The organism is Ramlibacter sp. bp-362, from assembly GCF_054956735.1.
The window spans coordinates 290,628-315,116 of the sequence record NZ_JBUDXE010000006.1 but is presented as its reverse complement, the minus strand read 5'-3'; the positions used below and the strand labels follow the sequence as shown (position 1 = coordinate 315,116).

Below are 24,489 nucleotides of genomic sequence, written 5' to 3'. Positions count from 1 at the left end.
CCCCCCCCCCCCCCCCCCCCCCCCCCCCCCCCCCCCCCCCCCCCCCCCCCCCCCCCCCCCCCCCCCCCCCCCCCCCAGCACCCTGCCTCAAGCGTTCCCCGCCGCCTTCTTCCACGCCTGCGCCGCCGCCGGCGCATCCTCGCGCTGCTCGGCGAGCTGCGCGAGCGCGCGCCAGGCGCTGCGGTGCAGGCCGGGGTCCTGCAGGCCGAGGGCGGCCTGGGTCAGGAGCTGTTGCGCCTTGCCCCACAGCTGGCGCTTCATGCAGGCCATGCCGGCCAGGTACTGCAGCGTCGCGTCGCGCGGGTTGGCCTTCTGCGCGGCCTCGATGCGCGCCAGCCAGGCGCCGTCCACCGAGTCCAGGCCCTCTTCCAGCGCGCACACCAGCTTGACGCGCAGGTTGTCGCTCAGCTCCGACTGCCGCTCCCACACCGGCAGCAGCCAGTCGCGCGCCAGGTGCGCGTCGCCGCCCAGCGCGACGAAGCGCTGCGCCGCGTGGATCGCGACCTCGGGCAGCAGCCGTTCGCCCGGCTCCAGGCCCATCCAGGCGCGCTGCAACTGCGCGACGTCGTAGGCGCCGTTGAGCAGGTCGACGGCCAGGCCGCGCACGATGCTGCGCGCCGCCACCGGCGAGAAGGCGTGGTGCTTCGCCAGCAGGCGCGCGGTGTCCAGCGCCTCGAGCGGCTGCCCGGCCTGGCGCGAGGCGCGCAGGCGCGTGCGCAGCGCCAGCGTGCGCCGGCCGGCGCCCTGCGGCAGGCCCTGCAGCAGCTGCATCGCGGTCTCCGGCTCGCGGTCTTCCAGCGCCCAGCGCGCCGCGCGCAGCAGCGCGCCGTCGCGCGTTTCCTGCGCGTCGCGGGCGGAGGCCTGCTCCAGCGCGCCCTGCAGGTGCTCCTCGCGGGCGGTGCGATCCTGCAGCGCCTGCGCCGATTCGGCGGCCAGCAGGTGCGCGATCGCGCGCAGCTGGGCGGCGTTGGCCGGCTTCGCGCCCGAGCCCGTGAGCGAGGCTTCCTGGTCCAGCACGGCCTCGGCGCACTTGCGCGCGCGGATGTAGCGCCCGGCCAGCAGGTGCGAGATCGCATCGAGCAGCGCCGCGTGCATCGCGCGCTCCTTCTGCTGGGTGCGCCAGCGCAGCGCCTGCTTGGGCAGGTCCAGCAGGGCCGAGAGCGCCCGCGTCACCGCGTGCACGAAGAAGAAGGCGCCCACCAGCAGCAGCACCACCAGGTTGAGCGAGAGGTCGATGCGGTACGGTGGCCAGAACAGCGTCACCGTGCCCTGGTTGTTGCCCGCGAACAGGGCGCCCGCCACCGCGATGGCGAACAGCACCAGCAGCCACAGCGCGGCGCGCATGGGCTACTTCCCGGCGCCGGCGGTCACCAGCGCGGCCAGGGTCTCGTCGATGCGCGGCAGCTGCGCGATGCGCACCTGCGCCTGCACCTGCTGCAGCTGGCCCACGACCGACTGCACGCGGCGCGAGCCCGGATCGAAATACTTGTTCAGCATCGCCATCGCCGTCGCGACGTCGGCGCGCGCCGCCTCGTTCTGGCGCGCCAGCAGCGACAGGCGCAGGTTCAGCAGCTTCAGCTTGAGGTTCTCGCGCAGGAAGAAGGCCTGCTCCGGCGCCAGCAGCATGGCGTCGGGCTGGTCGACGCGGCTCACCCGCACGAGGTCGCGGGCGTTGTCCAGCACGGCGTCGCGCCAGCGCACCCACCACTCGGCCACGCCCGGACGGGCCGGCGCGCTGGCCGCCCCGGCCGGCTTGGCCGCGGGCTCGCGCAGCGCCCGGGCGGGCACGGCATTGGCGACCGGCAGTTCGTCCACCTCGCGCACGATGTCGTCCAGCCGCGCGAGCAGCCCCGGCACGTCGGTGACGGTGGCCGAGCGGATGCGCTCGATGTCGCGCGCGATCGAGGTGCGCAGGCGGGCCAGGCGCGGCTGCGCGGCGCGCGCGAGGCGCTGGTCCGCCGTCTTCAGCGCGGCCAGCAGCGGCTCGGCGCTGCCGGTCAGCTGCGTCTGCTGCTGCGCGAGGCGCAGCGCCGATTCGATGTCGACCACCAGGTTCTCGTCGCGCGTGCGCGAAAGGTTCTGGATCAGGTCTTCCAGCTGGCCGCGCTGCAGCGCCACCTCGGACAGGCGCGATTCCAGCACGGCCTGGCGGCTCGCCGCGTCGCGGGCGATCTCCTGCGCCTGGCGCGCGAGCGTGCGCGCCTCGATGGCGGTGGCGCCGCTGTCCGCGCTCTGGCGCGCCAGCTGCTCCTGGATGGCCGACAGGCGCTGCCACAGCATCACGCTGGCCAGCAGCGCGACCCCGGACAGGAGCGCCAGCACGAACAGCGTGACGCGCGATACCGTCGCGCGCAGGGCGCCGCCTTGCGCGGGCGGGACCGGCGCCGGCAGCACCGGCGGAAGCTCGGGTGGCGGCGGCGGCGGAGGCAGGGAACTCATCCAGCCGATTCTATCGACGCGAGCACGTCGGCGAGGCCGGGACGCGATTCCTGCACGACACCGAACCCGACGGAACGCACCGCGTGCGCGATGCGCGGATGCGTGGCGAGCGCGCGGGCGCGCGACCAGTCCTGCCGCGGCAACAGTTGCGCCAGGTGCGCGACGGCCTGCGAGCTGCTGAACAGCCACAGCGACCCGTCCGTCGCCGCGCGCCGTGCCTGCGCCTGCTGCTCCGCGGTCCAGGAGGGGCACTGGCGCACGTAGGCCACGACGGTTTCGACGACGACGCCCTCGGCAGCCAGTTGCTGCGCGAGCCACTCGCGGCCGGCGCTGCGGCCGTCCTCGCCGCCGCCGCGCACCAGCAGCAGGCGGTCACCCGAACGCAGCTGGCCCCGCACCTGCTGCCAGAGATGTTCGGAATCGAATTGCCCCGCGTCTTCCGCCGGCGCATCGATGCGCTCCGGGTCCACGCCGCCGGCGACGAGCGCGTCGCGTGTCGCCGGTCCCGGCGCCCACGCGCGCGCGCCGCCGAAGCGCGGGCCGCAGGCCAGGAAGCCCTGCACCGCGTTGGCACTGACGAACATCACCGCGCCGTAGTCGCCGGCATGGTCGGCCGCGTGCTGCAGCGCGCCGGCGTCCGGCGCGGGCGCGATGGACAGGAGCGGCAGCCAGAGGCTCTCGACACCGCGTTCGCGCAGGAGCGCGGCCCAGCGTCGCGCCTCCTGCTGCGGCCGCGTGAGCACCACGGCCATGCGCGTTCCCTCAGCGGGCGCCGCCCGCGCGCAGGCGACCGGCGACCTGTTCGCCCAGGGCGGCGGCTTGCGCGAGGTCGGCCACGACGTCGGCGCCGCGGGCGCGCACCAGCACGCCGGGCTGGTCCGGGTCGCCCCAGGCGGCCTGCAGCTGCAGGTATTCGCCGTCGAAGGTGGCGTGCGCGGCCAGCGGCATGGAACAACTGCCGCCCAGCGCGCGGCTGACGGCGCGCTCGGCCGCGACGCACAGCCACGTGGACTGGTTCGCCAGCGGCTGCAGCGCCTCGGCCACGTCCGGGCGCTCGCTGCGCGTCTCGATGCCGAGCGCGCCCTGCCCCGCCGCCGGCAGCATCTCGGCCGGCTCGAACACCTGGCGGATGCGCGCGCCCAGCCCCAGGCGCTTCAGCCCGGCGGCGGCGAGCACGATGCCGTCGTACTGGCCGTCGTCGAGCTTGCGCAGGCGCGTGTCGAGGTTGCCGCGCAGCGGCTCGATCTTCAGGTCCGGGCGCAGCGCCCGCAGCAGCACCACGCGGCGCAGGCTGGAGGTGCCGACCACCGCGCCCTGCGGCAGGTCGGCCAGCCGCGCATAGCGGCCGGAGACGAAGGCGTCGCGCGGATCCTCGCGTTCCATCACGCAGGCGAGCTGGAAGCCGGCGGGCAGCTCCATGGGCACGTCCTTGAGCGAGTGCACGGCGAGGTCGGCCCGGCCCTCCTCCAGCGCCACCTCGAGTTCCTTGACGAACAGGCCCTTGCCGCCGACCTTGCTGAGCGACCGGTCCAGGATCTGGTCGCCGCGCGTGGTCATCCCCAGCAGGGCGACCTGGTGGCCGCGCTGCTGCAGCAGGGCCTGCACATGTTCGGCCTGCCACAGGGCCAGCCGGCTTTCGCGCGTGGCGATGGTGAACTGGCTCAAGTCCGTAACCTGCTCGTGATCGGTGGGAGGGAGGTCGATGCTAGCATCGCCCGCATCCCCCCACCGGAAGCCAGCATGCCGCCCAGCGAGCAGCCGCCCGTGCGGCGCGCCAAGGAGAACGAACGTCCGCTCACCGAGGACATCCGCCTGCTCGGGCGCATCCTGGGCGACGTGATCCGGGAGCAGGAAGGCGTGGAGGCCTTCGAGCTGGTCGAGCGCATCCGCAAGCTCTCCGTGGCCTTCCGCCGCGACGCCGACCAGGAGGCGGACCGCGCGCTCAAGAGCCTGCTGAAGTCGCTCTCGGGCGAGCAGGCGGTGCGCGTGATCCGCGCCTTCACCTATTTCAGCCTGCTGGCCAACCTCGCCGAGGACAGGCACCACATCCGCCGCCGCGAGGTGCACGAGCGCGCCGGCGACACGCAGGAAGGCAGCGTCGAAGTGGCGCTCGCGCGGCTGCGCTGGGCCGGCATCGGCGCCCGCGCCGTGGCGCAGACCCTCGCCCACAGCTACGTCTCCCCCGTGCTCACGGCGCATCCCACCGAAGTGCAGCGCAAGAGCATCCTCGATGCCGAGCGCGACCTCGCGCGCCTGCTGGCCGAGCGCGACGACATCAAGGCGCGCGCCCTGCCCCGCGACGCGCTGGCGCCGCGCGCGCTCGCCGCCAACGAGGCGCAGATGCGCGCCCGCGTGGTGCAGCTGTGGCAGACGCGGCTGCTGCGCTTCACGAAGCTGACCGTGGCCGACGAGATCGAGACCTCGCTCAGCTACTACGAGGCGACCTTCCTGCGCGAGATCCCCAAGCTCTATGGCCAGCTGGAGCAGCAGCTGGGCAACCAGCCGGTCGCGAGTTTCCTGCGCATGGGCCAGTGGATCGGCGGCGACCGCGACGGCAACCCGAACGTGACGGCGGAGACGCTCGCCTATGCGCTGCGCCGGCAGTGCGAGGTGGCGTTGCGCCACCACCTCACCGAACTGTTCTGGCTGGGCAGCGAGCTGTCGCTCTCGGCGCTGCTGGTGCAGGTGACGCCGGAGATGCGCGCGCTGGCCGAGCGCTCGCCCGACGTCAACGAACACCGGCTGGACGAGCCCTACCGCCGCGCCGTCACCGGCATGTACGCGCGCCTCGCGGCCACGCTGAAGGAACTCACGGGGGGCGAGGCGGCGCGCCACGCCGTGCCGCCGCAGAACCCCTACCCGGACGCCGAGGCCTTCCTGGCCGACCTGCGCACCATGCGCGACTCGCTCGTCACGCACCACGGCGCCGCGCTCGTGCAGCAGCGGCTGCATCCGCTGATCCGTGCCGTGGAGGTGTTCGGCTTCCACCTCGCCACCGTGGACCTGCGGCAGAACTCGGAGCAGCACGAGGAAGTCGTGGCGGAGCTGCTGGCGACGGCCCGCATCGAGGCGGACTACCGCGCGCTGGACGAGGCGGGCAAGCAGGCCGTGCTGCTGCGGCAGCTCGCCGACGCGCGGCCGCTGCGCGTGCCCTCGGCGGCCTACAGCCCGCTCGCGCGCAAGGAGCTCGCGATCTTCGAGACGGCGTTCGCGCTGCGCAGGCGCTTCGGGCCGCAGTCCATCCGCCACACCATCATCAGCCACACCGAGGCGGTGAGCGACCTGCTGGAGGTGATGCTGCTGCAGAAGGAAGTGGGCCTGGTGCGCGGCACGCTGGACCGCGACCTCGTGCTGGACCTGATCGTGGTGCCGCTCTTCGAGACCATCGCGGACCTGCGCAACGCGGCGCCCATCATGCGCGAGTACTACGCCCTGCCCGGCATCGCTGCGGCGATCCAGCGCTCGGGCGCCGAGCAGGACATCATGCTGGGCTACAGCGACAGCAACAAGGACGGCGGCATCTTCACCAGCAACTGGGAGCTGTACCGGGCCGAGATCGCGCTGGTGACGCTGTTCGACCAGCTGGCGCAGTCGCACCGCATCCAGCTGCGCCTGTTCCACGGCCGCGGCGGCACGGTGGGCCGCGGCGGCGGCCCCAGCTACCAGGCGATCCTGGCGCAGCCGCCCGGCACGGTGCGCGGGCAGATCCGCCTCACCGAGCAGGGCGAGGTGATCGCCTCCAAGTACGCCAACCCCGAGATCGGCCGGCGCAACCTGGAGACGCTGGTGGCGGCGACGCTGGAAGCGACGCTGCTGCAGCCCACCAAGCCGGCGCCCAAGGCCTTTCTGCAGGCGGCCGAGACGCTGTCGCAGGCCAGCATGCGCGCCTACCGGGCGCTGGTGTACGAGACGCCGGGCTTCGTGGATTTCTTCTTCCACGCCACGCCGATCCGCGAGATCGCCGAACTGAACATCGGCTCGCGCCCGGCCGCCCGCAAGGCGTCGCAGCGCATCGAGGACCTGCGGGCGATCCCCTGGAGCTTCAGCTGGGGACAGTCGCGGCTCACGCTCAACGGCTGGTACGGCTTCGGCTCCGCCGTGGAGGCCTTCCTGGCCGCGGGCCCGCGCAAGGAGCAGGCCGCGCTGCTGCAGAAGATGGTCCGGCAGTGGCCCTTCTTCAAGGCGCTGCTGTCCAACATGGACATGGTGCTGGCCAAGAGCGACCTGGCGCTCGCTTCACGCTACGCGGAGCTGGTGCCGGACGCGCGGCTGCGCCGCCGCATCTTCGGCGCGATGGAGGCGGAGTGGCAGCGCACCGTCGACGCGCTGGCGCTCATCACGGGCGAGAAGCAGCGGCTTGCGGGCAACGCGGCGCTGGCGCGCTCGATCCGCCACCGCTTCCCCTACATCGACCCCCTGCACCACCTGCAGGTGGAACTGGTCCGCCGCTGGCGCGCCGGCACCGCCGACGAACGCGAACGCCGCGGCATCCACCTCGCGATCAACGGCATCGCGGCGGGGCTGCGGAATACGGGGTGAGCCGGCACTGCGAAAACGGAAGTCCGCACCCGAGGCTTACTGGTAGAACGCCTCGACCTTGCCCTTGAGCTTGATCAGCAGCGGCTTGCCCTTGCGGTCCAGGGTCTTGCCGGCCGGCACGCGGATCCAGCCTTCGCTGATGCAGTATTCCTCGACGTCGTGGCGCTCCTGGCCGTTGAAGCGGATGCCGATGTCGTGTTCGCAGACGGCGGCGTCGTGGTGCGGGCTGCGCGGGTCGACGGACAGGTGGTCCGGCAGCGGCGGCTTCGCCGCGGTGTCGGGGGAATCGTTGGTTTCGCTCATGGCCGCTATTGTCACGTCCCCAGCAGCTCGCCGATCGGCTTCAGGTGGTCGACCCGGTCGCACACCGCCTTCACCGCCATCAGGATGGGGATGCCCAGCAGCAGCCCCCACACGCCCCACAGCCAGCCCCAGGCCAGCACGCCCACGAACACGGCCACCGGGTTCATGCTGCTCGCCCGGCTGGTCGCCCAGGGCACCAGCAGGTAGCCCTCGATGGTGTTGATCAGCAGCGAACTGCCCGCCACCACCAGCGCCATGTTGAGGTCCCCGTCGAACTGCAGGAAGGCCACCAGCGCCGCCGCCGCGGTGACGGCGAAGGAGCCGATGTAGGGCACCAGGTTCAGCACGCCCGCGGCCACGCCCCACACGGCCGCGTGCTTCAGGCCGATGATGGCGAAGCAGATGCCCGTCGCCAGGCCCACGGCGACGCTCGCCGCCAGCTGCACCAGCAGGTAGCGCTGCATCTGCGCGTTGATCTCGTCCAGCGCCTGCACCGTCAGCTTCTTCTCGGCCAGGCCGGGCCCCGCGATCTTCACCAGCTTGCGGCGGAAGGTGTTGCCCGAGACCAGCAGGAAATAGGTGAGGAAGGTGACGATCACGGTCTGGCCGACGACGTTGGCCAGGCCCAGTGTCCCGGTCCACAGGTGCTCGCGCAGGTCGAAGCGCGGCTTCTCCACGACCACGCGCGCCACGCCCCTGGCCGGCGCGCCCTTGGGGCCGGCTTCCTCCGCCGCCTTCTGCAGTTCGGCCGCGGCCTTCTGCACCGTCTCCAGCGCCGTGTCCTGCTTCTTCGGGCTGCGGTGCATCACGTCGCGCACCTTGCGGGCCGCGTCGGGCAGCGAGGCGATCAGGTCGTTGGCGTCGTCGGACAGCGAATAGACGGCGGCGCCCGTGCCGCCCAGGATGCCCAGGATCAGCACCCCGGCGCTCACCGCGCGCGGCACCTTCATGCGCTGCAGCCAGTCCACCACCGGCGACAGCGCGTAGGTGAAGACCAGTCCCAGCATCAGCGGGATGAAGAAGCCGCTGGCCCAGCGCAGCACGGCCAGCACGGCGATCACCATGAGCACGCCCAGGGCGACGCTGCGCACGTTGCCCGGCATGTGCAGCAGCACGTGCGGCGGCCCCCGCGGGTCCACGGGGGTGCGGGGCAGGTCGTCGGGATCGGCGGAGCCGGTCGAATCGGATGGATCGGAACTCACTTGGTCTTCAGCTTCCTGCGAGTCCCCGGTCCTCTGGTCAGCTCGCCAGCGCCTCCCGCACGGCGCTCAATTGCCGGCGCGAGACCGACAGGGATTCTTCGATCCCGTTCAGGCGCACCGCCCAGCCCTCGCCTTCCTCGGCGTCGAAGTGCTTTTCCAGCGCCCGCACCGCCCGCCGGGACACCAGCGCGTTGCGGTGCACGCGCAGGAACTGCGTGCCGTGGCGCTCCTCGAGTTCGCTGAGCGAGCCGTCAAGGATATAGCTTCTGGCCGCCGTGCGGACGGTGATGTACTTCAGTTCGGCCTTGAAATAGAGCACCTCGTGCACCGGCACCCGCTCGGTGCGGCCGCGGTCCTGGATCACCAGCACCTCCTGCTCCGGCTCCGGGCCGCCCAGGCGGCCCTGCAAGGCCTTCTCCACCCGCGCCAGGGCCTGCTCCAGCCGCTCCAGGCGCACCGGCTTGGTCAGGTAGTCCACGGCCTCCAGCTCGAAGGCGGTGACCGCGTGTTCGGCGTAGGCCGTGACGAACACCACCACCGGCGGCTCCGGCAGCGTGCGCAGCACCTGGGCCAGCGCCAGGCCGTCGGCGCCGGGCATGTGGATGTCCAGCAGCACGGCGTCGAAGGCCTGCCGGCGCAGGTGCTCCATCGCCTGGGCGGCGTTGGCGGCCTCGCCGGCCACTTCCGCCGCGGGGGACTGGCAGTCCGCCAGCAGGGTCCGCATGCGCGAGCGCGCCAGCGGCTCGTCGTCGACCAAGAGCATCTTCAGGCCCATTTCTTCCCTCCGTCCGTAGTCTTGTTCATGCCGGCACCTCGATCCGCACCTGGTACCGCCCCTCGAGGAGCGCCGTCTGGAACTGCGCCTGCACGTCGTGCAGCAGCCGCAGGCGGTCGCGCACGTTGTCCTGCGCCACCCCGTGCCCCGGCCTGCCCTGTCCCGCCGGGACCGTGTTGGTCACCTTGATCACGACGATGCTGCCGCGCCGCTCGGTCGACACCTTCACGTCCGCTCCGGCCGGACTGGGCTCGACGCCATGCTTCACCGCATTCTCCACGAGGGGCTGCAGCAGCAGCGTGGGCACCCGGGCGCTGCCCGCGCGCGGGTCGATCGCCCAGATCACCCGCAGCCGCTCGCCGAAGCGGATCTGCTCGATGGCCAGGTAGTGGCGCGCCAGTTGCACCTCCTCGGCGAGGGTAGCGGAATCGCCCTTGCTCACCAAGGCATGCCGGAACAGCTCGCTCAGGTCCTCCAGCAGGGCCTCCGCCTTGGCGGGTTCCTCGCGCACCAGCGCGATGGCGCTGTTCAGGCTGTTGAACAGGAAGTGCGGGCGGATGCGCGCCTGCAGTTCGGCCAGGCGGGCGGCCGTCTCGGCCGGCATCCGGCCCTTGTCCCTCAGCACCAGGGCGACCACCATCACCCCCGCGATCAGGGCCCCGGCCAGGGCCGAAGCCGTCCAGGGCACGCGCCCGGCCGACCCCACGGCGGCGATCAGGGCGCACCCGAACAGGCCCGCCAGCGCCCCCAGCAGCACGCCCGTCACCTGCTGGGCGCCGCCCGGCAGGCGGGCCAGGATGCGCTTGCAGCTGCAGGTGACGCCCAGCCAGGCCAGCGTGCCGGCCAGCGAACCGCCGCTCAGGATGGCGAAGCGCTCGACCCAGGCCACCACGCCGCCGCCCGCGAACAGGGCGCCCACGGCCATCACCGCTTCGACGAACAGCACGGCCCGCAGCACCACACCCAGCTGGCAGGCGTCGAACACCATCTCCGGGCGCGGCTGGGCGACCGGCCGTTGCGGCCGGGACAATTCCTGGAACGCGGATAATAGTTGCGAGTCGTCCATCAGACCTCCGCGCGCGGCTCCGCGCGCCCTGCCGGGCCTCCTTCCGCCTGCATTATTGGTGAACAGACCCTCCAGCCCATCCGCCAGCGCATCCGTGCAACCCCTATGAGCCAACTCGATCACAAGTCCGAGGCGTGGTCCGCCCTCTTCAGCGAACCCATGAGCGACCTCGTGAAACGCTACACCGCCAGCGTGTTCTTCGACAAGAGGCTGTGGCAGGCGGACATCGCCGGCTCGCTGGCGCACGCCGCGATGTTGCAAAAACAGGGTGTCATTTCCGCAACGGACCTGGCCGACATCCGCCGCGGGATGGAGCAGATCCGCCAGGAAATCGCCTCCGGCGCCTTCGACTGGAAGCTGGACCTGGAGGACGTGCACCTCAATATCGAGGCCCGCCTGACCCAGCTGGTGGGCGACGCGGGCAAGCGCCTGCACACCGGCCGCAGCCGCAACGACCAGGTCGCGACCGACGTGCGCCTGTGGCTGCGCGGGGAGATCGACCTGATCGCCGGCCTGCTGGCCGACCTGCAGAAGGCCCTGCTCACGCTGGCGGAGCAGAACGTGGACGTGGTCATGCCCGGTTTCACGCACCTGCAGGTGGCGCAGCCGGTGAGCTTCGGCCACCACATACTGGCCTACGTGGAGATGTTCGCCCGCGACCAGGAGCGCATGCTGGACGTGCGCAAGCGCGTGAACCGCCTGCCGCTGGGCGCGGCGGCGCTGGCCGGCACCAGCTACCCGCTGGACCGCGAGTTCGTGGCGAAGGAGCTGGGCATGGAGGGCGTCTGCCAGAACTCGCTGGACGCCGTGAGCGACCGCGACTTCGCGATCGAGTTCACGGCGGCGGCCTCGCTGGTGATGGTCCACGTGAGCCGCTTCTCCGAGGAGCTGGTGCTCTGGATGTCGCAGAACTTCGGCTTCATCCGCATCGCGGACCGCTTCACCACCGGCTCGTCGATCATGCCGCAGAAGAAGAACCCGGACGTGCCGGAACTCGCCCGCGGCAAGACCGGCCGCGTGGTGGGCCACCTGATGGCCCTGATCACGCTGATGAAGGGCCAGCCCCTCGCCTACAACAAGGACAACCAGGAAGACAAGGAGCCGCTGTTCGACACGGTCGACACGCTCAAGGACACGCTGCGCATCTTCGCCGAGATGGCCGGCGGCATCACCGTGGTGCCGCAGGCGATGGAGCAGGCGGCCTTGAAGGGCTACGCCACGGCGACCGACCTCGCCGACTACCTGGTGAAGAAGGGCCTGCCCTTCCGCGACGCGCACGAGACCGTGGCGCACGCGGTGAAGGCGGCGGTGGCGCACAACTGCGACCTGTCGGAGCTGCCGCTTGCGGTGTTGCAGCAGTTCAACGCCGCCATCGGCAAGGACGTGTTCGACGCGCTGTCGCTGCGCGGCTCGCTCAATGCCCGAAACACGCTGGGCGGCACGGCCCCGGCCCAGGTGAAGGCGCAGATCGCGCGCCACCGGGCGCGCCTCGCCTAGAACCCGCTCTCGCGCACCAACACCGTCAGCAGCTGCCGCACGGATGCGGTGACGGCGTCCAGCGGCCCCGTGGGCACGTGCAGCACGCCCGGCGACAGCATCGCGGGCGAATGGGCCGCCGTCTCCACGTCGACCTGGTACAGGGTCTCGTGCAGCTCCCAGGCGCCGCGGCCGTTCTGCGTTGCCACCAGCGGGCCGCCGTTCTGGGCCGCCAGCAGCGGGTGCGGCAGCAGCCGGGAGCCGGTGGTGTCGACCCGCACGACGCGTCCTTCCACCCGCGCCAGCTCGGGCATCTGCGGCACGAACTCCAGCCGCTGCCCCACCCGCAGGCGCTTGACCTGCGACTCCGAGACCCAGGCCCGCACCTGGGCGCCGCGCGTGGCCACCACCCGCCCGAGCAGCTGGCGCGGGTTCAGCCAGCGGCCCGGCGCCAGGTCGGGCGCGAGGTCCGTGACGCGCCCGGCCTGCGTCGCCCGCACGGTCAGCAGGGCCTGCTCGTCGCGGATGCCCTGCTGCTGCGACAGCGCCTCGGCCAGCTCCTCCTGCAGCACCAGCGCGCGATCGCGCTGGCGGTCGCTCGCCGGGATGCGTGCGAGCTCGCCCTGGATCCGCGCGATGCCCACCTCGTTGGCGCGTGCCCGGTAGGCGAGGTCGGGCGAATCCAGCACCAGCAGCACCTCGCCCGCGCGGACGTTCTGGCCGGGCACGACGCGCACCTCCACCAGCCGCGCCGGCACCGGCGCGTACAGGCGCGCTTCCTCCGCCGCCATCAGCAGCCCCGGCGAGCGCGCCTCGCCGGCCCAGGCGAGCAGCGTGAGGCCGCCGCCGGCCAGCGCCAGCAAGGCCAGCAGCCGCAGCCAGCGCGGACGCAGCTCGGCGCGCATGCCCCACAGGGCGCGCGCCTCGTTCCACACCGGCATCGCGATGAACCAGCCCAGCTCCACGGCCATCAGCGCGATCCCCAGCAGCTTGAAGAAGGCCAGGTACACCAGCAGCGCGATGCCGAAGAAGACGACCGCGCGGTAGGCCCAGGTGACGAGCGCGAAGGCGACGAGGAAGCGCCCGAAGGCCGCGCCGTGCGGCTCCGGCGGCGGCACGTCGCGCCCCCAGAGGCTGCGACGCAGCCACCAGCGGGCCCGCGCGCCGGAGCGCTCGTGCAGGTTGGGGAAGTCGAGCGCGTCCGACAGCAGGAAGTAGCCGTCGAAGCGCATGAAGGGACTGGCGTTGAGCGACAGCGTCAGCAGCAGCGAGGTCGTCGACAGGAAGAACAGCGCCGAGCGCAGACCGCCGGGCGGCGTGATGGTCCAGAGGAACAGCGCGACGAGCGCGATCGCGCCCTCCGTGGCGATGCCGGCGGCGGCGATGCGGAAGCGGGCCCTGTGGTCCGGCAGCTTCCAGCTGTCGCTGGTGTCGGTGTAGAGCACCGGCCACATCACGAGGAAGGCCAGGCCCATCACCGGCACGCGCACCCCGTGCGCCCGCGCCACGAAGGCGTGGCCGCACTCGTGCAGGATCTTGGCGAAGAAGGCGGCCACGGCCGAGGCGACGATGCCCTCCAGCGTCAGCAGGCCGGCGAACGCCTGCGTGTAGTCGGTCCATTCGCGGGCCAGCAGCATCGGCGTGACGAGCGCCAGCGCGATCAGCAGTACGCGCACGGGCAGCGACACCAGCCAGCGCGCCGCCGGCAGCAGCTTCACCAGCAGCGCGTCGGGCCGCAGCAGCGGGATGCGGAAGAACAGGTAGTGGTGCAGCAGCCAGGTGAGCCAGTGCAGGCGCTGGCGCAGCCACAGCTCGCGCAGCGTGGCGTAGCCGGCGGCGCTGCTCGCGTCGACGAGCTGGTACCGCACGAGCAACTCGCGCAGCTGCAGGATGTCCTCGGGTTCGACGTCCCAGCCCTCGCCGGCGGCCACGCGCGCGGCCATCGCGCTGGCGCTTTCGCCGCCCTGCCAATGCGCGAGCAGGTCCACGTCGGCCTGGCCCAGCTCGAAGTAGCGGTTGCGCAGCGGGTCGTGGATGCGGAAGCGCGGCGAGCCGTCGCGGAAGGTGCCCACGCGCAGGACGTGCAGGTCGCTGCGCAGCGCGGGCAGCGGCAGCTGCGCCGGGTCCGGCGCGGCGGGAAGCGGCAGGACCGCGGCCACCTCAGAGTCCCAGCAGGCGGCGCAGCGAGCCGAGCGGCCGGCGCAGCAGGTAGTAGCCGAGCATCACGCGCTCGCCGTGCAGCCGGGCCGTGCCGCGCAGGCCCAGGCGCGGCAGCGGGGTGCCGGGGGCGAATTCGGCCTTCAGCACGAAGGCCAGGCCCGCGTCCACCGTGTTCTCGGCTTCGTAGCTCACCTGCGTGATGCGGGCGTCGAGCGCGCTCAGGGGCGCGACGTTCTGGAAGAAGCGCACCTCGGCCCCGGGCGCGAGCGGGATCGCGTCGGCGGGCGGAAGGTGCACGGTGAGCTGCGCTTTCGCGGGGTCGGCGACGGTGGCGATGCGCTCCCCCGTGCTCACGGTGCGGCCGATCCACTCGTCCGGGTCGGAATAGATCACCAGGCCGGCCGCGGGCGCCCGCAGCTGGATGCGCGCGAGCAGGTCCTCGGTGTAGGCCACCTCGGCCTGCTTCTCGTCGATGCGCGCCTTGAGTGTCAGCAGGTCGGCGCGGCTCTGGTCGTCGCCGAAGGCCTTGGAGCCGGCCCGCGCGTATTCGGCGCGGGCGATCTCCAGGCCCTTCTGCGCCACGGCGTACCGGTTGCGCAGCACCGTGTCGTCCATCGAGGCGACCAGGTCGCCCGCCTTCACCAGCGTGTTGGGCGCCACGTGGAAGCGCGCGAGCACGCCTTCCACCGGCGCCGTCACCGGCGCGGGCCGCTGCGGCGTGACCTCGGCCGGCGCCAGCGCCGACAGGCGCACCGGCACCAGCATCAGCGCGGCGAGCGCCGCGGCCAGGCCCGCGAGCAGCTTGCGGCTGATGCGCGGCCGCTGCTTCCAGCGGGCGATCCAGCCGCGTCCCTGCCAGGCGCCCAGCACCAGCGCCACCTGGCGCGCGGCCAGCTGCACCAGCGCGACGCCGGGGGCGTCCATCGGTTGTTCGAAGCCCAGCACCAGCCAGCCCAGGAGCACGCCCGAAGGGGAGGCGAGCCGGCAGACGATGGCCTGCTCCGGCAGCCACTCGGCCCAGTCTTCGGCGAGCTCCGGCGGCACGTCGGCGGCCGTGAGCGTGCTGCTCGCGGCCTCGCCCGTGCTGCGCACGAGCCGGGCCAGCCATTGCGCGAACGGCGCGTTCTCGTCCACCTCGTGCAGGTGCGACACGGCGGCGACCCGCGCGTGGCGCACCGGGTCGGGCTGCAGCAGGACGGCCAGCCGGTGCGGCAGGAAGGCGCCGAGCCGGTTGACGGCGACGAAACCGGCCTCGGCGGCGGAGGCCGCGGCGACCAGTTCCGCCTCGTAGCGAAGCAGGGCCTGGCCGGGATCGAAGGCTTCCATGGCCGCTAGCGGCGCTCCTGGAAGCTGGCGCTGCCGATCATGCCGGGCAGCACGTTGGCCGGGACGCGGTCGAAGCGCCCCACCACCTCCACCGTCTGGCTGCTGCCGTCCACGCGGCCGCTGATGCGGTGCACGCGGCCGTTGTACATCTCGCCGGTCTCTTCCACCTTCAGCTGGAAGGGCACGCCGGGCTTGAGCCAGCGCAGCCAGGACGAGGGCACCAGCAGCTGCGTGCGCAGGCTGGCGAGGTTGACGATCTCCAGCAGCGGCTGGCCGGCCTGCACCGACTCGTAGGCCTTGGCGCGCACGCGCACCACCTTGCCGGGATAGGGCGCGTGCACGGCGCACTGCTTCTCCTGCACCTGCGCCAGCAGCACCTGCGAACGCGCCTTCTCGGCGGCGGCGGCGGCCAGCGTGACGTCGAGGTCGCTCACCGCGCCCAGGCTTTGCAGCTTGAGCTTGGCGAGGTGCGTTTCGCGCGCGCCGAGCAGTTCCGCCTGCGCGACCTTCACGGCGGCCTGGCGGTCCTGGCAGTCGAAGGCGGCCAGCAGGTCGCCGGTGGCGAAGGTGTCGCCCACCTGCTTGGGCACGGTGGTGAGGCGACCGGCCAGCTGCGAGGAGATGGTCGCTTCCATGTCGGCGACGACCAGCGCGCGCACGGTGTTCGCTTCGGGCGCGGGCGCCGGCGACGGGACGGGTTTCGCGCCGGGAGGCGCATCGGCCGGCGCGAGGTCGGCGGGACCTTGGGCCCAGGCGAGCGGCTGCGCGAGCAGCAGCGCACAGGCGGCGGCGCGCAGCAGGAGGGGGAGGGACAGGGACTTCATGATCATTTCAGCGGTTGGGTGGACGCGGGCGACGGCCCGGTCCAGCGGCGATCGAGCTTCAGGACGTTGCCTTCGGTGAGCGAGAGCGTGTCGGCGCGGGCGTTGGCCTGCAGGCGGCCGCCGAGCAGCGCCCGCAACTGGTCGGCGACGCGGAAGACCGCGGCCTCCCCCAGCACCTTCCACTGCTCGGCGCCGATCGGCTCGACCAGCATGGAATGCGTCTCCACGGTCCGCAGGACCTTCTGGCCGTCGCCCTGCAGCAGCGTGACGCGCAGGGTGACCGGTCGGCCCGACGCCTGCCGCGGGCCGAGCTCCACGGCGACGTCGGTGCGCACGGCCGCCTCGCCCTCGGTCACCGGGATGCGGGCGATGCGCAGCACCAGGCGCATGGATTCCAGGAAGTCGGCGCGGGCGGACTCCGGCACGCCCGTGACCTGGCCGATGGCCATGGACTGCATCGGGTTCCGCGCCGCGGTCGAGAAGTTGTCGGCGGCGAACTTGCCGAGCGCCTCCGCCAGCTGCGCCGACAGCGTCGGCCCGTCGCCCACCGGCGTCTCGGCGGCCACGACGTCGTAGCCCACGGAGTTCATGAGCCGGCCCATGGCGTATTCCAGGTTGGACTGCACCACGTCGCGGTTGATCTCGGTGAGCGCCAGGCGCGCGGAGGCGCGGATCAGTTCCAGCTCGGTTTCCAGGCCCGACTGCTGCGTGGCCTGCATGGCGCGCAGCAGTTCGCGGTCGTCGATCACGGCCTCGTTCCAGATGCGTACCTCGTGCTTCAGCAGGTCGTAGCGCTGCGCGGCGATGCGCGTCTGCGTCATCACCGCCATGGCGGCGGCCAGCCGGCGCGCGTTGTCCAGTTCCTCGGTCGCCGCCTGGCTGCGCTGCATGGCCGGCAGCGACAGCAGCTTCAGCAGGTTGAACGACACCAGGCCGCCGGCCTCCGTCCACTGGTTGTTGATCAGGAAGCGGTTGCTGTCGTAGTTGGCGCCGACGTTCAGGTTCAGCGAGGGCAGGATGGACAGCAGCTGCTTCTTGCCCTCCTGCAGCGTGACGCGCTGGCGGTAGCGCTCCTCGCCGAGTTCCGGGCGTCGCTCCAGCGCCAGCGCCTCCAGTTCGTCCACGCGCGTGATCAGGTCCGGCAGCTGCAGGCTGAAGCGCACGACCGGCGCGATGCGGTACGGCTCGCCCGGGCGCAGGCCCACCAGCTCGGAAAACTCGGCCCGCCACTGCACGAGGTCCTGCCGGCGCGCGCTGAGCTGCTGCTGCAGGTCCAGCAGCGAGCGGCGGTAGGCGATGATCTGCAGCGGCGGCAGCAGCTTGCGCGCCTCGATCAGGCGCGAGCGCTCCGCGCCCTGCTCGATGCGGGCCAGCACCTCGTCGACCTCGGGCAGCAGGCGCTGCGCCGCCTCGGCGCGCCACCAGGCCAGCTGCACGTCCAGCACCAGGTTCTGCAGGGCGCGGCGGCGGCGCTCCTCGGACACCAGCACGAGGTCGGCGTTCTGCTTGGCGCGGTAGTAGCTGACGCCGAAATCCAGCAGGTTCCAGGTGAGCGCCGCGTTGCCCGTGTTGCGGATGCGCTCCGTCGCCGAGGACGGCACGGCGCTGATCGTGCCATTGGGCTGGTAGCCCAGGCCGAAGGCATCGTTGTCGCGCCAGGTGTAGCCCGCGGACAAGGCCAGCCGCGGCAGCATGTCGAAGCGCGAGAGATCCAGCTGCTGCGCCTGGACCGCGACTTCCATCTGCCGCACGCGGAACGCGAGGTTGTGCCGGATCGCGCGCGCGGCGGCGTCGGCCAGCGTGATCGGCGCCGTGACCGGCTCGCTGCCGCGGATGATGGCCGCCAGGTCCTCCTGCGCGAAGGTCGATTTCTGCTCCGGCGTGAAGGGCTGCGGGGTGACCGCGCAGCCCGCGAGCAGCAAGGCGGCCGCGCACGCTCCCGCGCGCGCAGCGCCCCGGACCCGGCCGGCCTGCCTGTCTGCTCTCACGTCGAATCCCCTCTGTAGATCATCGATTACATCCCATGTGTGCGCTGCGGCCCACCGTTTTTTGCGTCCGTGTCGCGCGCAGGCCGCGCCGACAACGCACGATTCACGAGTCCCAGGTCCGCCCCGGGCTCCCGCACCTGCCGCAGCTGCGCGCCGAAGCTCGGGGCCGCGCGCTTGGCGGGCTCCGCCTGCGCGTGCTCCTGGCCGGCGGCCGTGCGCACCGGCGAGCGCTCGAAGGCGAGCTTCAGGTGCGTGACGGCCTCCAGGCCGTGGTCGTCGCGGGCGACGATGCGGATGTCCAGCGTGCCGCTGAAATCGTCCGGCGCCGTGCCGCTGAAGCGGCCGCTGACCCGGTCGAAGGCCAGCCAGGCCGGCAGCGGCTCGCCGCTGGCCAGGCGCGCGCTCAGGCGCACCACCGCATGCGGATTCGTGTGCGCGAAGGCATCGGCCGGCACGCGGAAGTCCAGCGGGCGGCCGGACACGTGGCGCTGGTCGCGCATCGGCACGTACGGCACCAGCAGGTCGCCGCTGCGGCCCGCCGCCATCGCCAGCTGCTCCGGCGACAGGTGCACCACCTCGAAGCCCGGCTCGCCGTTCTCCAGCCGGGCGAGCCCCAGCCGGTCGCTGCCGTCCATGCTGAAGCGCGTGCGCGCCTCGCGCCCCGCGTTGTCGCGCGCGATCAGTTCCACGTCGAGGTGCGGCATGCCCTCGCCCGCCGCCGGCCGGCCCAGGAACTGGCCGGTGCTGCCGTCGAAGCGGATCCAGGCGGGCAGCGCCTGGCCGTCCACCTGCCGCGCCTGCAGCCGGACGATGGCGCGCGCGTCGGTGTGGATGAAGGCGTCGCGCGGCACCGTGTAGTCCAGGCCGTCGGGGCCGAAGGCGATGTCGGGCACGCCGTGCAGGACCGCCAGCGCGGCGCCGTTCACGAGCTCGCCTTCCGCGAGCGGGCCGCGCACGGCGGGGAAGCCGCGGTCCGAGGACTCGAGGATGCCGGTCGTCGTTCCCAGCATCGCGCTGCGCACCGGATCGCGCACGTCCAGCCGCACCAGCGCGTAGTCCGACGGCGTGAGCGTCAGCACGTTCAGGTCGGCCAGCGACGGCATCAGGAAGGGCGACGAGGCCAGGACCGGCGAGGCCGGCACGGCGCCCGTGGCGGGCAGCGGCGGCGCCGGCGGCAGCGGTGCGGGCGCCGGCGCGGGCGCCTGCACGGCGTCGCCCGTTCCGGTGACCGGGCCGGGGAGGACAGGCGGCAGGGGCACGGGGGCGACCGTCACGCGGATCGTGTAGGTCCGGGTCGCCACGCCGTCGCCGACCGTGTAGCTGAAGCTGTCCGTGCCCGCGTAGCCCGCGGCCGGCGTGTAGGTGTAGGTGCCGTCCGCGTTCACGACCACCGTGCCGTGGGCCGGGTCGCCGGCCTTGGCGTAGCGGACCGCGTCGCCGTCGGCGTCGCTGGCGGCCGGCAGGCGGCCGGTCGCGGCGGTGTCCTGGGTCGCCGCGAGGCTGCCGTCGCTGGCCCGCGGGACGTCGTTGACCGAGACCACCGTGAGCGTCACGACCTGCGTCGCGACCTTGCCGGCGTCGTCCCTCACCGAGACGGTGAAGCTGTCGCTGCCATGCCAGTCGCCGGCCGGCACGTAGGTCCAGCGGCCCGTGGCCGGGTCGAGGGTCACGGTGCCGTGCGCCGGGCCGCCGACGACGGTGAAGTCCGGCGCGGACATGCCGTCGGCCACGTCGGTCGCGGTGACGACGCCCGTGACCGGCGTGTCCTCGCTGCCGGTCGCGGCCAGGTCGCCGCCGAACACCGGCGCGTCGTCGACCGCCGCCACCGTGACGACCACGATCGCCGTCGTGCTGCCGCCGTGGCCGTCGCTCACCGTGTAGGTGAAGCTGTCGGTGCCGTGGAAATCGGCCCCGGGGGTGTAGACGTAGGTGCCGTCGGCGTTCACGACCACCGTGCCATGGGCCGGGTCGGCGGCCTTGGCGTAGCTCACGGTGTCGCCTTCCACGTCCGTCACCGGCGGCAGCGTGCCGGTCGCGGGCGTGTCCTCGGCGGTCGCGATCGCGACGGGGGTGGCGACGGGGGCGTCGTTGACGGCATTGACGGTGACGTTCACCGTGTAGCTGTTGCTGCCGCCCTGGCCGTCGCTGACGCTGTAGCGGAAGCTGTCGCTTCCGCTGAAGTTCGCGTCGGGCGTGTAGGTGTAGGTGCCGTTGGCGTTCACCACCACGGTGCCGTGGGCCGGGTCGCCGGCCTTCGCGTACGTGACGGCATCGCCATCGGCGTCGGTGGCCGCCGGCAGGCTGCCCGACCTGGCGCTGTCTTCCGCCATCGCGATCGCCAGCGGCGCGGCCACGGGCGCGTCGTTGACCGCGGCGACCGTCACGCTCACCGTGTACGTGCTGCTGCCGCCGTTGCCGTCGCTGACGGTGTAGCTGAAGCTGTCGGCGCCGTTGTAGTCTGCGTTCGGCGTGTAGGTGTAGGTGCCGTCGGCGTTGACGACGACGGTGCCGTGGGCCGGGTCGGCGGCCTTGACGTAGGTGACCGCATCGCCGTCGGCGTCCGTGGCCGCCGGCAGCGTGCCGGACTTCGCCGTGTCTTCCGCCGTCGCGATCGCCAGCGGCGCGGCGACCGGCGCGTCGTTCACGGCATTCACCATGACGTCCACCGTGTAGGTGTTGCTGCCGCCGTGCCCGTCGCTCACGCGGTAGGTGAAGCTGTCGGGGCCGTTGTAGTTGGCGACCGGGGTGTAGGTGTAGGTGCCGTCGGCGTTCACGACGACCGTGCCGTGGGCCGGGTCGCCGGCTTTGGCGTAGGTGACCGGATCGGCATCCGCATCCGTGGCGGCCGGCAGGCTGCCGGAGTTCGCCGTGTCTTCCGCCGTCGCGATCGCCAGCGGCGCGGCCGTCGGGGCGTCGTTCACGGAGGCGACCGTGACGTTCACCGTGTAGGTGTTGCTGCCGCCGTTGCCGTCGCTGACCGTGTAGCTGAAGCTGTCGGCGCCGTTGTAGTCGGCGTTCGGGGTGTAGGTGTAGCTGCCGTCGCCGTTGACCACCACCGTCCCGTTCGCGGGATCGGCGGCCTTGGCGTAGGTCACGGAGTCGCCGTCGGCGTCCGTCGCGGCCGGGAGCATGCCCGATCGCGCCGTGTCTTCGGGGGTCGTGATCGATTGCGTGGCGGCTACCGGCGCATCGTTCACGGCGTTCACCGTCACGTCGACCGTGTAGGTGTTCGTGCCGCCCTGGCCGTCGCTCACGCGGTAGGTGAAGCTGTCGTTGCCGTTGAAGTTGGGGTTCGGCGTGTAGGTGTAGCTGCCGTCGCCATTGACCAGCGCGGTGCCGTTCGCGGGATCGCTCGCCTTCGCGTACGTGACCGTGTCGGCATCGGCATCGCTCGCGGCCGGGAGGTTCCCCGACGTCGCCGTGTCCTCCGGGGTCGTGATCGCCAGGCCAGCCGCAACCGGCGCGTCGTTCACGGCATTCACCGTGACGTTCACCGTATACGTGTTCGTTCCGCCCTTGCCGTCGCTCACGGTGTACGTGAAGCTGTCGCCGCCGTTGTAGTCGCCGTTCGGCGTGTAGGTGTAGCTGCCGTCGCCGTTGACCACCACGGTGCCGTTCGCGGGATCGCTGGCCTTGGCATAGGTGAAGGGATCGGCGTCCGCGTCGGCCGCAGCGGGCAGGTTCCCCGAGACCGGCGTGTCCTCGCTGGTGGTGATCGAAGCACCTGCCGCGACCGGAGCATCGTTCACGGCATCCACCGTCACGTTCACCGTGTAGGTGTTGCTCCCGCCTTTCCGGTCGCTCACCGAGTAGGTGAAGCTGTCGGTGCCGTTGAAGTTCGCGTCGGGCGTATACGTGTACGCGCCGTTGGCGTCGATGACGACCGTGCCGTTGGCGGGATCGATCCCCTTCGCATAGCTCACCATGTCGCCGTCGGCGTCGGAAGCACCCGGCAGGTTGCCGGAGGCCGCGGTGTCCTCTGCGGTCGTGATCGCCAGGCCGCCGGCCACCGGGGCGTCGTTCACGGCCATGACCGTCACTTCGACCGTGTACGTGTTCGTTCCGCCGTTCCCGTCGCTCACGCTGTACGTGAAGCTGTCGTTGCCGTTGAAGTCGGCGTTCGGCGTGTAGGTGTAGCTGCCGTCGCCGTTGACCACCACGGTGCCGTTCGCGGGATCGCTGGCCTTGGCGTAGGTGAACGCGTCGCCTTCGGCATCGGTGGCGGCGGGCAGGCTGCCCGATGTCGCCGTGTCCTCGGCGGTCGTGATCGCCAGGTCCGCCGCCACCGGCGCGTCGTTCGCGGCGGTCACCGTGATGCTCACGCCGTACGTGTTGCTGCCGCCCTGGCCGTCGCTGACGGTGTAGGTGAAGCTGTCGCCGCCCTCGTAATCGGCGGCGGGCGTGTAGGTGTAGCTTCCGTCCTGCTCCACGACGAGCGTGCCGTGGGCCGGGCCGCTGGCCTCGGCGTAGGTCACGTCGTCGCCGTCCACGTCACTGGCGGCCGGGAGGTTGCCCGAGAAGGGCGTGTCCTCGGGCGTGGAGATCGCATCGGCGCCGGCGACAGGGGCGTCGTTGGCCGCGGTCACCGTCACGCTGACCGTGTACGTGCTCGTTCCCCCCTTGCCGTCGCTGACCGTGTAGTCGAAGCTGTCGGTGCCGTGGAAGTCGGCGTCCGGCGTGTACGTGTAGGTCCCGTCGGCGTTCACGACCACCGTGCCGTTGGCCGCGTCGCCGGCCTTCGAATACGTGACGCCATCGCCGTCCGCATCCGCCGCCGCCGGCAGGCTGCCGGACCGGGCCGTGTCTTCCGCCGTCGTGATCGCCAGGGGCGCAGCCACCGGATCGTCGTTCACGGGGTCGACCGTCACGTTCACCGTGTAGGTGTTGCTGCCGCCTTTTCCGTCGCCGACCGTGTACGAGAAGCTGTCGGTGCCGTTGAAGTCGGCGGCCGGCGTGTACGTGTAGCTGCCGTCGGTGCCGACGACCACCGTGCCGTTGGCCGGGTCGCTCGCCTTGCTGTAGACGAGGGGATCGCCCTCCGCGTCCGTGCCCACCGGCAGGTTGCCCGAGGTCGCCGTGTCCTCGCTCGTCGTGATCGAGGCCGCTGCCGCCACGGGCGCGTCGTTCACGGCCGTGACCGTCACGCTCACCGCGTAGGTGTTCGTGCCGCCCTTGCCGTCGCTGACGCTGTAGCTGAAGCCGTCGCTGCCGTTGAAGTCCGCGTCGGGCGTGTACGTGTACGTGCCGTCCGCGTCGACGACCACGGTGCCGTGGGTCGGGTCGCCGGCCTTGGCATAGGTGACGGCGTCGCCATCGATGTCGGTCGCGACCGGCAGGGTGCCCGCCTTCGCCGTGTCTTCCACGGTGGTGATCGACACCACGGCGGCCACCGGCGCGTCGTTGGCCGGATCCACGGTGACGTCGACGGTGTAGGTGTTGCTGCCGCCCTGGCCGTCGCTGACCGTGTAGCTGAAGCTGTCGCTCCCGTTGAAGTCGGCGTCGGGCGTGTAGGCGTAGGTGCCGTCGGCGTTCACGACCGCCGTGCCGTGCGCCGGGTCGCTCGCCTTGGACCAGATCATCGCGTCGCCGTCGATGTCCGTGGCGGCCGGCAGCACTCCCGATGCCGCCGTGTCCTCCGTCGTCGTGATCGCCAGGCCGGCGCCGACCGGCGCGTCGTTGGCCGCGGTGACGGTCACGCTGACGGTGTAGGTGTTCGTCCCGCCCTGCCCGTCGCTGACGGTGTAGTCGAAGCTGTCGCTGCCGTTGAAGTCGGCAGCCGGCGTGTACGTGTAGCTGCCGTCGCCGTTCACGACCACCGTGCCGTTCGCCGGGTCGCCGGCCTTGCTGTACGTGACGGGGTCGCCGTCGACATCCGTGCCGCCCGGCAGGCTGCCCGAGACCGGCGTGTCTTCCGCCGTCGTGATCGCCTGGGCCGCGGCCACGGGCGCATCGTTCGCGGGGGCGACCGTCACGCTCACCACATAGGTGTTCGAGCCGCCCTGCCCGTCGCCCACCGTGTAGCTGAAGCTGTCGCTGCCGTTGTAGTCGGCGTCGGGCGCGTAGGTGTAGCTCCCGTCGGAGTCGACGACGACCGTGCCGTGCGCCGGATCGCTCGCCTTGGCGTAGGTCACGGCGTCGCCGTCGATGTCGGTGCCGGCCGGAAGGTTGCCCGTGAACGGCGTGTCCTCGGACGTCGTGATCGCATCGGCCGCGGCCACCGGCGCGTCGTTCGCGGGCGTCACCGTCACGCTCACCGAGTAGGTGTTGCTGCCGCCGTTGCCGTCGCTGACGGTGTACGAGAAGCTGTCGCTGCCGTTGAAGTCGGCATCGGGCGTGTACGTGTACGTGCCGTCCGCGTTCACGACCACCGTGCCGTTGGCGGGATCGCCCG

The 24,489-nt window shown here is 72.2% G+C and carries 15 protein-coding genes (1 of these 15 cut by a window edge); 2 read left to right on the top strand and 13 right to left on the bottom strand.

The features are described from left to right. Positions 1-87: 87 nt before the first annotated feature. From ACY0MJ_RS11060 to hemC, 4 genes are read right to left on the bottom strand one after another with little or no spacing between them, the layout of a single operon-like run. Positions 88-1,344 carry a heme biosynthesis HemY N-terminal domain-containing protein gene (locus ACY0MJ_RS11060; protein WP_462638499.1) on the bottom strand — a complete coding sequence of 419 codons (1,257 nt, stop codon included), beginning with the start codon at positions 1,342-1,344 and terminating at the stop codon, positions 88-90. 3 nt (positions 1,345-1,347) lie between these two features. Beyond that, a complete protein-coding gene (locus tag ACY0MJ_RS11055) occupies positions 1,348-2,439 on the bottom strand; it encodes a uroporphyrinogen-III C-methyltransferase (protein WP_462638498.1) in 1,092 nt (363 codons plus the stop codon). Beyond that, complete coding sequence (locus ACY0MJ_RS11050; protein WP_462638497.1) at positions 2,436-3,191, bottom strand: uroporphyrinogen-III synthase; 756 nt, start codon at positions 3,189-3,191, stop codon at positions 2,436-2,438. The genes ACY0MJ_RS11055 and ACY0MJ_RS11050 overlap by 4 nt, the downstream gene beginning before the upstream one ends. A 10-nt stretch (positions 3,192-3,201) precedes the next feature. Beyond that, a complete protein-coding gene (hemC, locus tag ACY0MJ_RS11045) occupies positions 3,202-4,104 on the bottom strand; it encodes a hydroxymethylbilane synthase (protein WP_462638495.1) in 903 nt (300 codons plus the stop codon). Between the two features lie 75 nt (positions 4,105-4,179). Between hemC and ppc the strand changes: the two genes are divergently transcribed. Next, entirely contained in the window at positions 4,180-6,978 is a 2,799-nt protein-coding gene (ppc, locus tag ACY0MJ_RS11040; RefSeq protein ID WP_462638494.1) for a phosphoenolpyruvate carboxylase, read from the top strand. Positions 6,979-7,014: 36 nt separating this feature from the next. Here ppc and ACY0MJ_RS11035 read toward each other — a convergent pair whose 3' ends face one another. From ACY0MJ_RS11035 to ACY0MJ_RS11020, 4 genes are read right to left on the bottom strand one after another with little or no spacing between them, the layout of a single operon-like run. Then, positions 7,015-7,281 carry a DUF3297 family protein gene (locus ACY0MJ_RS11035; RefSeq protein ID WP_462638492.1) on the bottom strand — a complete coding sequence of 89 codons (267 nt, stop codon included), beginning with the start codon at positions 7,279-7,281 and terminating at the stop codon, positions 7,015-7,017. A gap of 11 nt (positions 7,282-7,292) precedes the next feature. Continuing rightward, positions 7,293-8,483: an AI-2E family transporter gene (locus ACY0MJ_RS11030; protein WP_462638490.1), complete on the bottom strand. Its 1,191-nt coding sequence runs from the start codon at positions 8,481-8,483 to the stop codon at positions 7,293-7,295. A gap of 37 nt (positions 8,484-8,520) precedes the next feature. Next, a complete protein-coding gene (locus ACY0MJ_RS11025; protein WP_462638489.1) occupies positions 8,521-9,258 on the bottom strand; it encodes a LytR/AlgR family response regulator transcription factor in 738 nt (245 codons plus the stop codon). A 25-nt stretch (positions 9,259-9,283) separates the two neighbouring features. Then, a complete protein-coding gene (locus ACY0MJ_RS11020) occupies positions 9,284-10,324 on the bottom strand; it encodes a sensor histidine kinase (RefSeq protein WP_462638487.1) in 1,041 nt (346 codons plus the stop codon). Positions 10,325-10,429: 105 nt separating this feature from the next. On the opposite strand from ACY0MJ_RS11020, the gene argH reads away from it, so the two are divergent. Next, positions 10,430-11,821, top strand: coding sequence for an argininosuccinate lyase (gene argH, locus ACY0MJ_RS11015; RefSeq protein WP_462638486.1), 1,392 nt, complete (start codon positions 10,430-10,432; stop codon positions 11,819-11,821). On the opposite strand, the gene ACY0MJ_RS11010 is transcribed toward argH, so the two are convergent. The 5 genes in view from ACY0MJ_RS11010 to ACY0MJ_RS10990 are tightly spaced (at most 26 nt apart) and all read right to left on the bottom strand, a layout consistent with a single transcriptional unit that may run on beyond the window. Continuing rightward, positions 11,818-13,959, bottom strand: coding sequence for an HlyD family efflux transporter periplasmic adaptor subunit (locus ACY0MJ_RS11010; protein WP_462638484.1), 2,142 nt, complete (start codon positions 13,957-13,959; stop codon positions 11,818-11,820). The two genes, argH and ACY0MJ_RS11010, sit on opposite strands and share 4 nt — an antisense overlap. 1 nt (position 13,960) lies before the next feature. After that, positions 13,961-15,286 carry an efflux RND transporter periplasmic adaptor subunit gene (locus ACY0MJ_RS11005; RefSeq protein ID WP_462638482.1) on the bottom strand — a complete coding sequence of 442 codons (1,326 nt, stop codon included), beginning with the start codon at positions 15,284-15,286 and terminating at the stop codon, positions 13,961-13,963. 5 nt (positions 15,287-15,291) lie between these two features. After that, entirely contained in the window at positions 15,292-16,110 is an 819-nt protein-coding gene (locus tag ACY0MJ_RS11000; RefSeq protein WP_462638481.1) for an efflux RND transporter periplasmic adaptor subunit, read from the bottom strand. Positions 16,111-16,112: 2 nt separating this feature from the next. Beyond that, on the bottom strand, positions 16,113-18,098 hold the full coding sequence (locus ACY0MJ_RS10995) for a TolC family protein (RefSeq protein ID WP_462638479.1): 1,986 nt from the start codon (positions 18,096-18,098) through the stop codon (positions 16,113-16,115). Positions 18,099-18,124: 26 nt separating this feature from the next. Next, on the bottom strand, positions 18,125-24,489 hold the final stretch of the coding sequence (locus ACY0MJ_RS10990) for a tandem-95 repeat protein (protein ID WP_462638477.1). Its footprint extends 21,403 nt past the window's final position; the window shows 6,365 of its 27,768 coding nt (coding positions 21,404-27,768); the start codon falls outside the window, past its right edge — the gene reads right to left on this strand; the stop codon is at positions 18,125-18,127.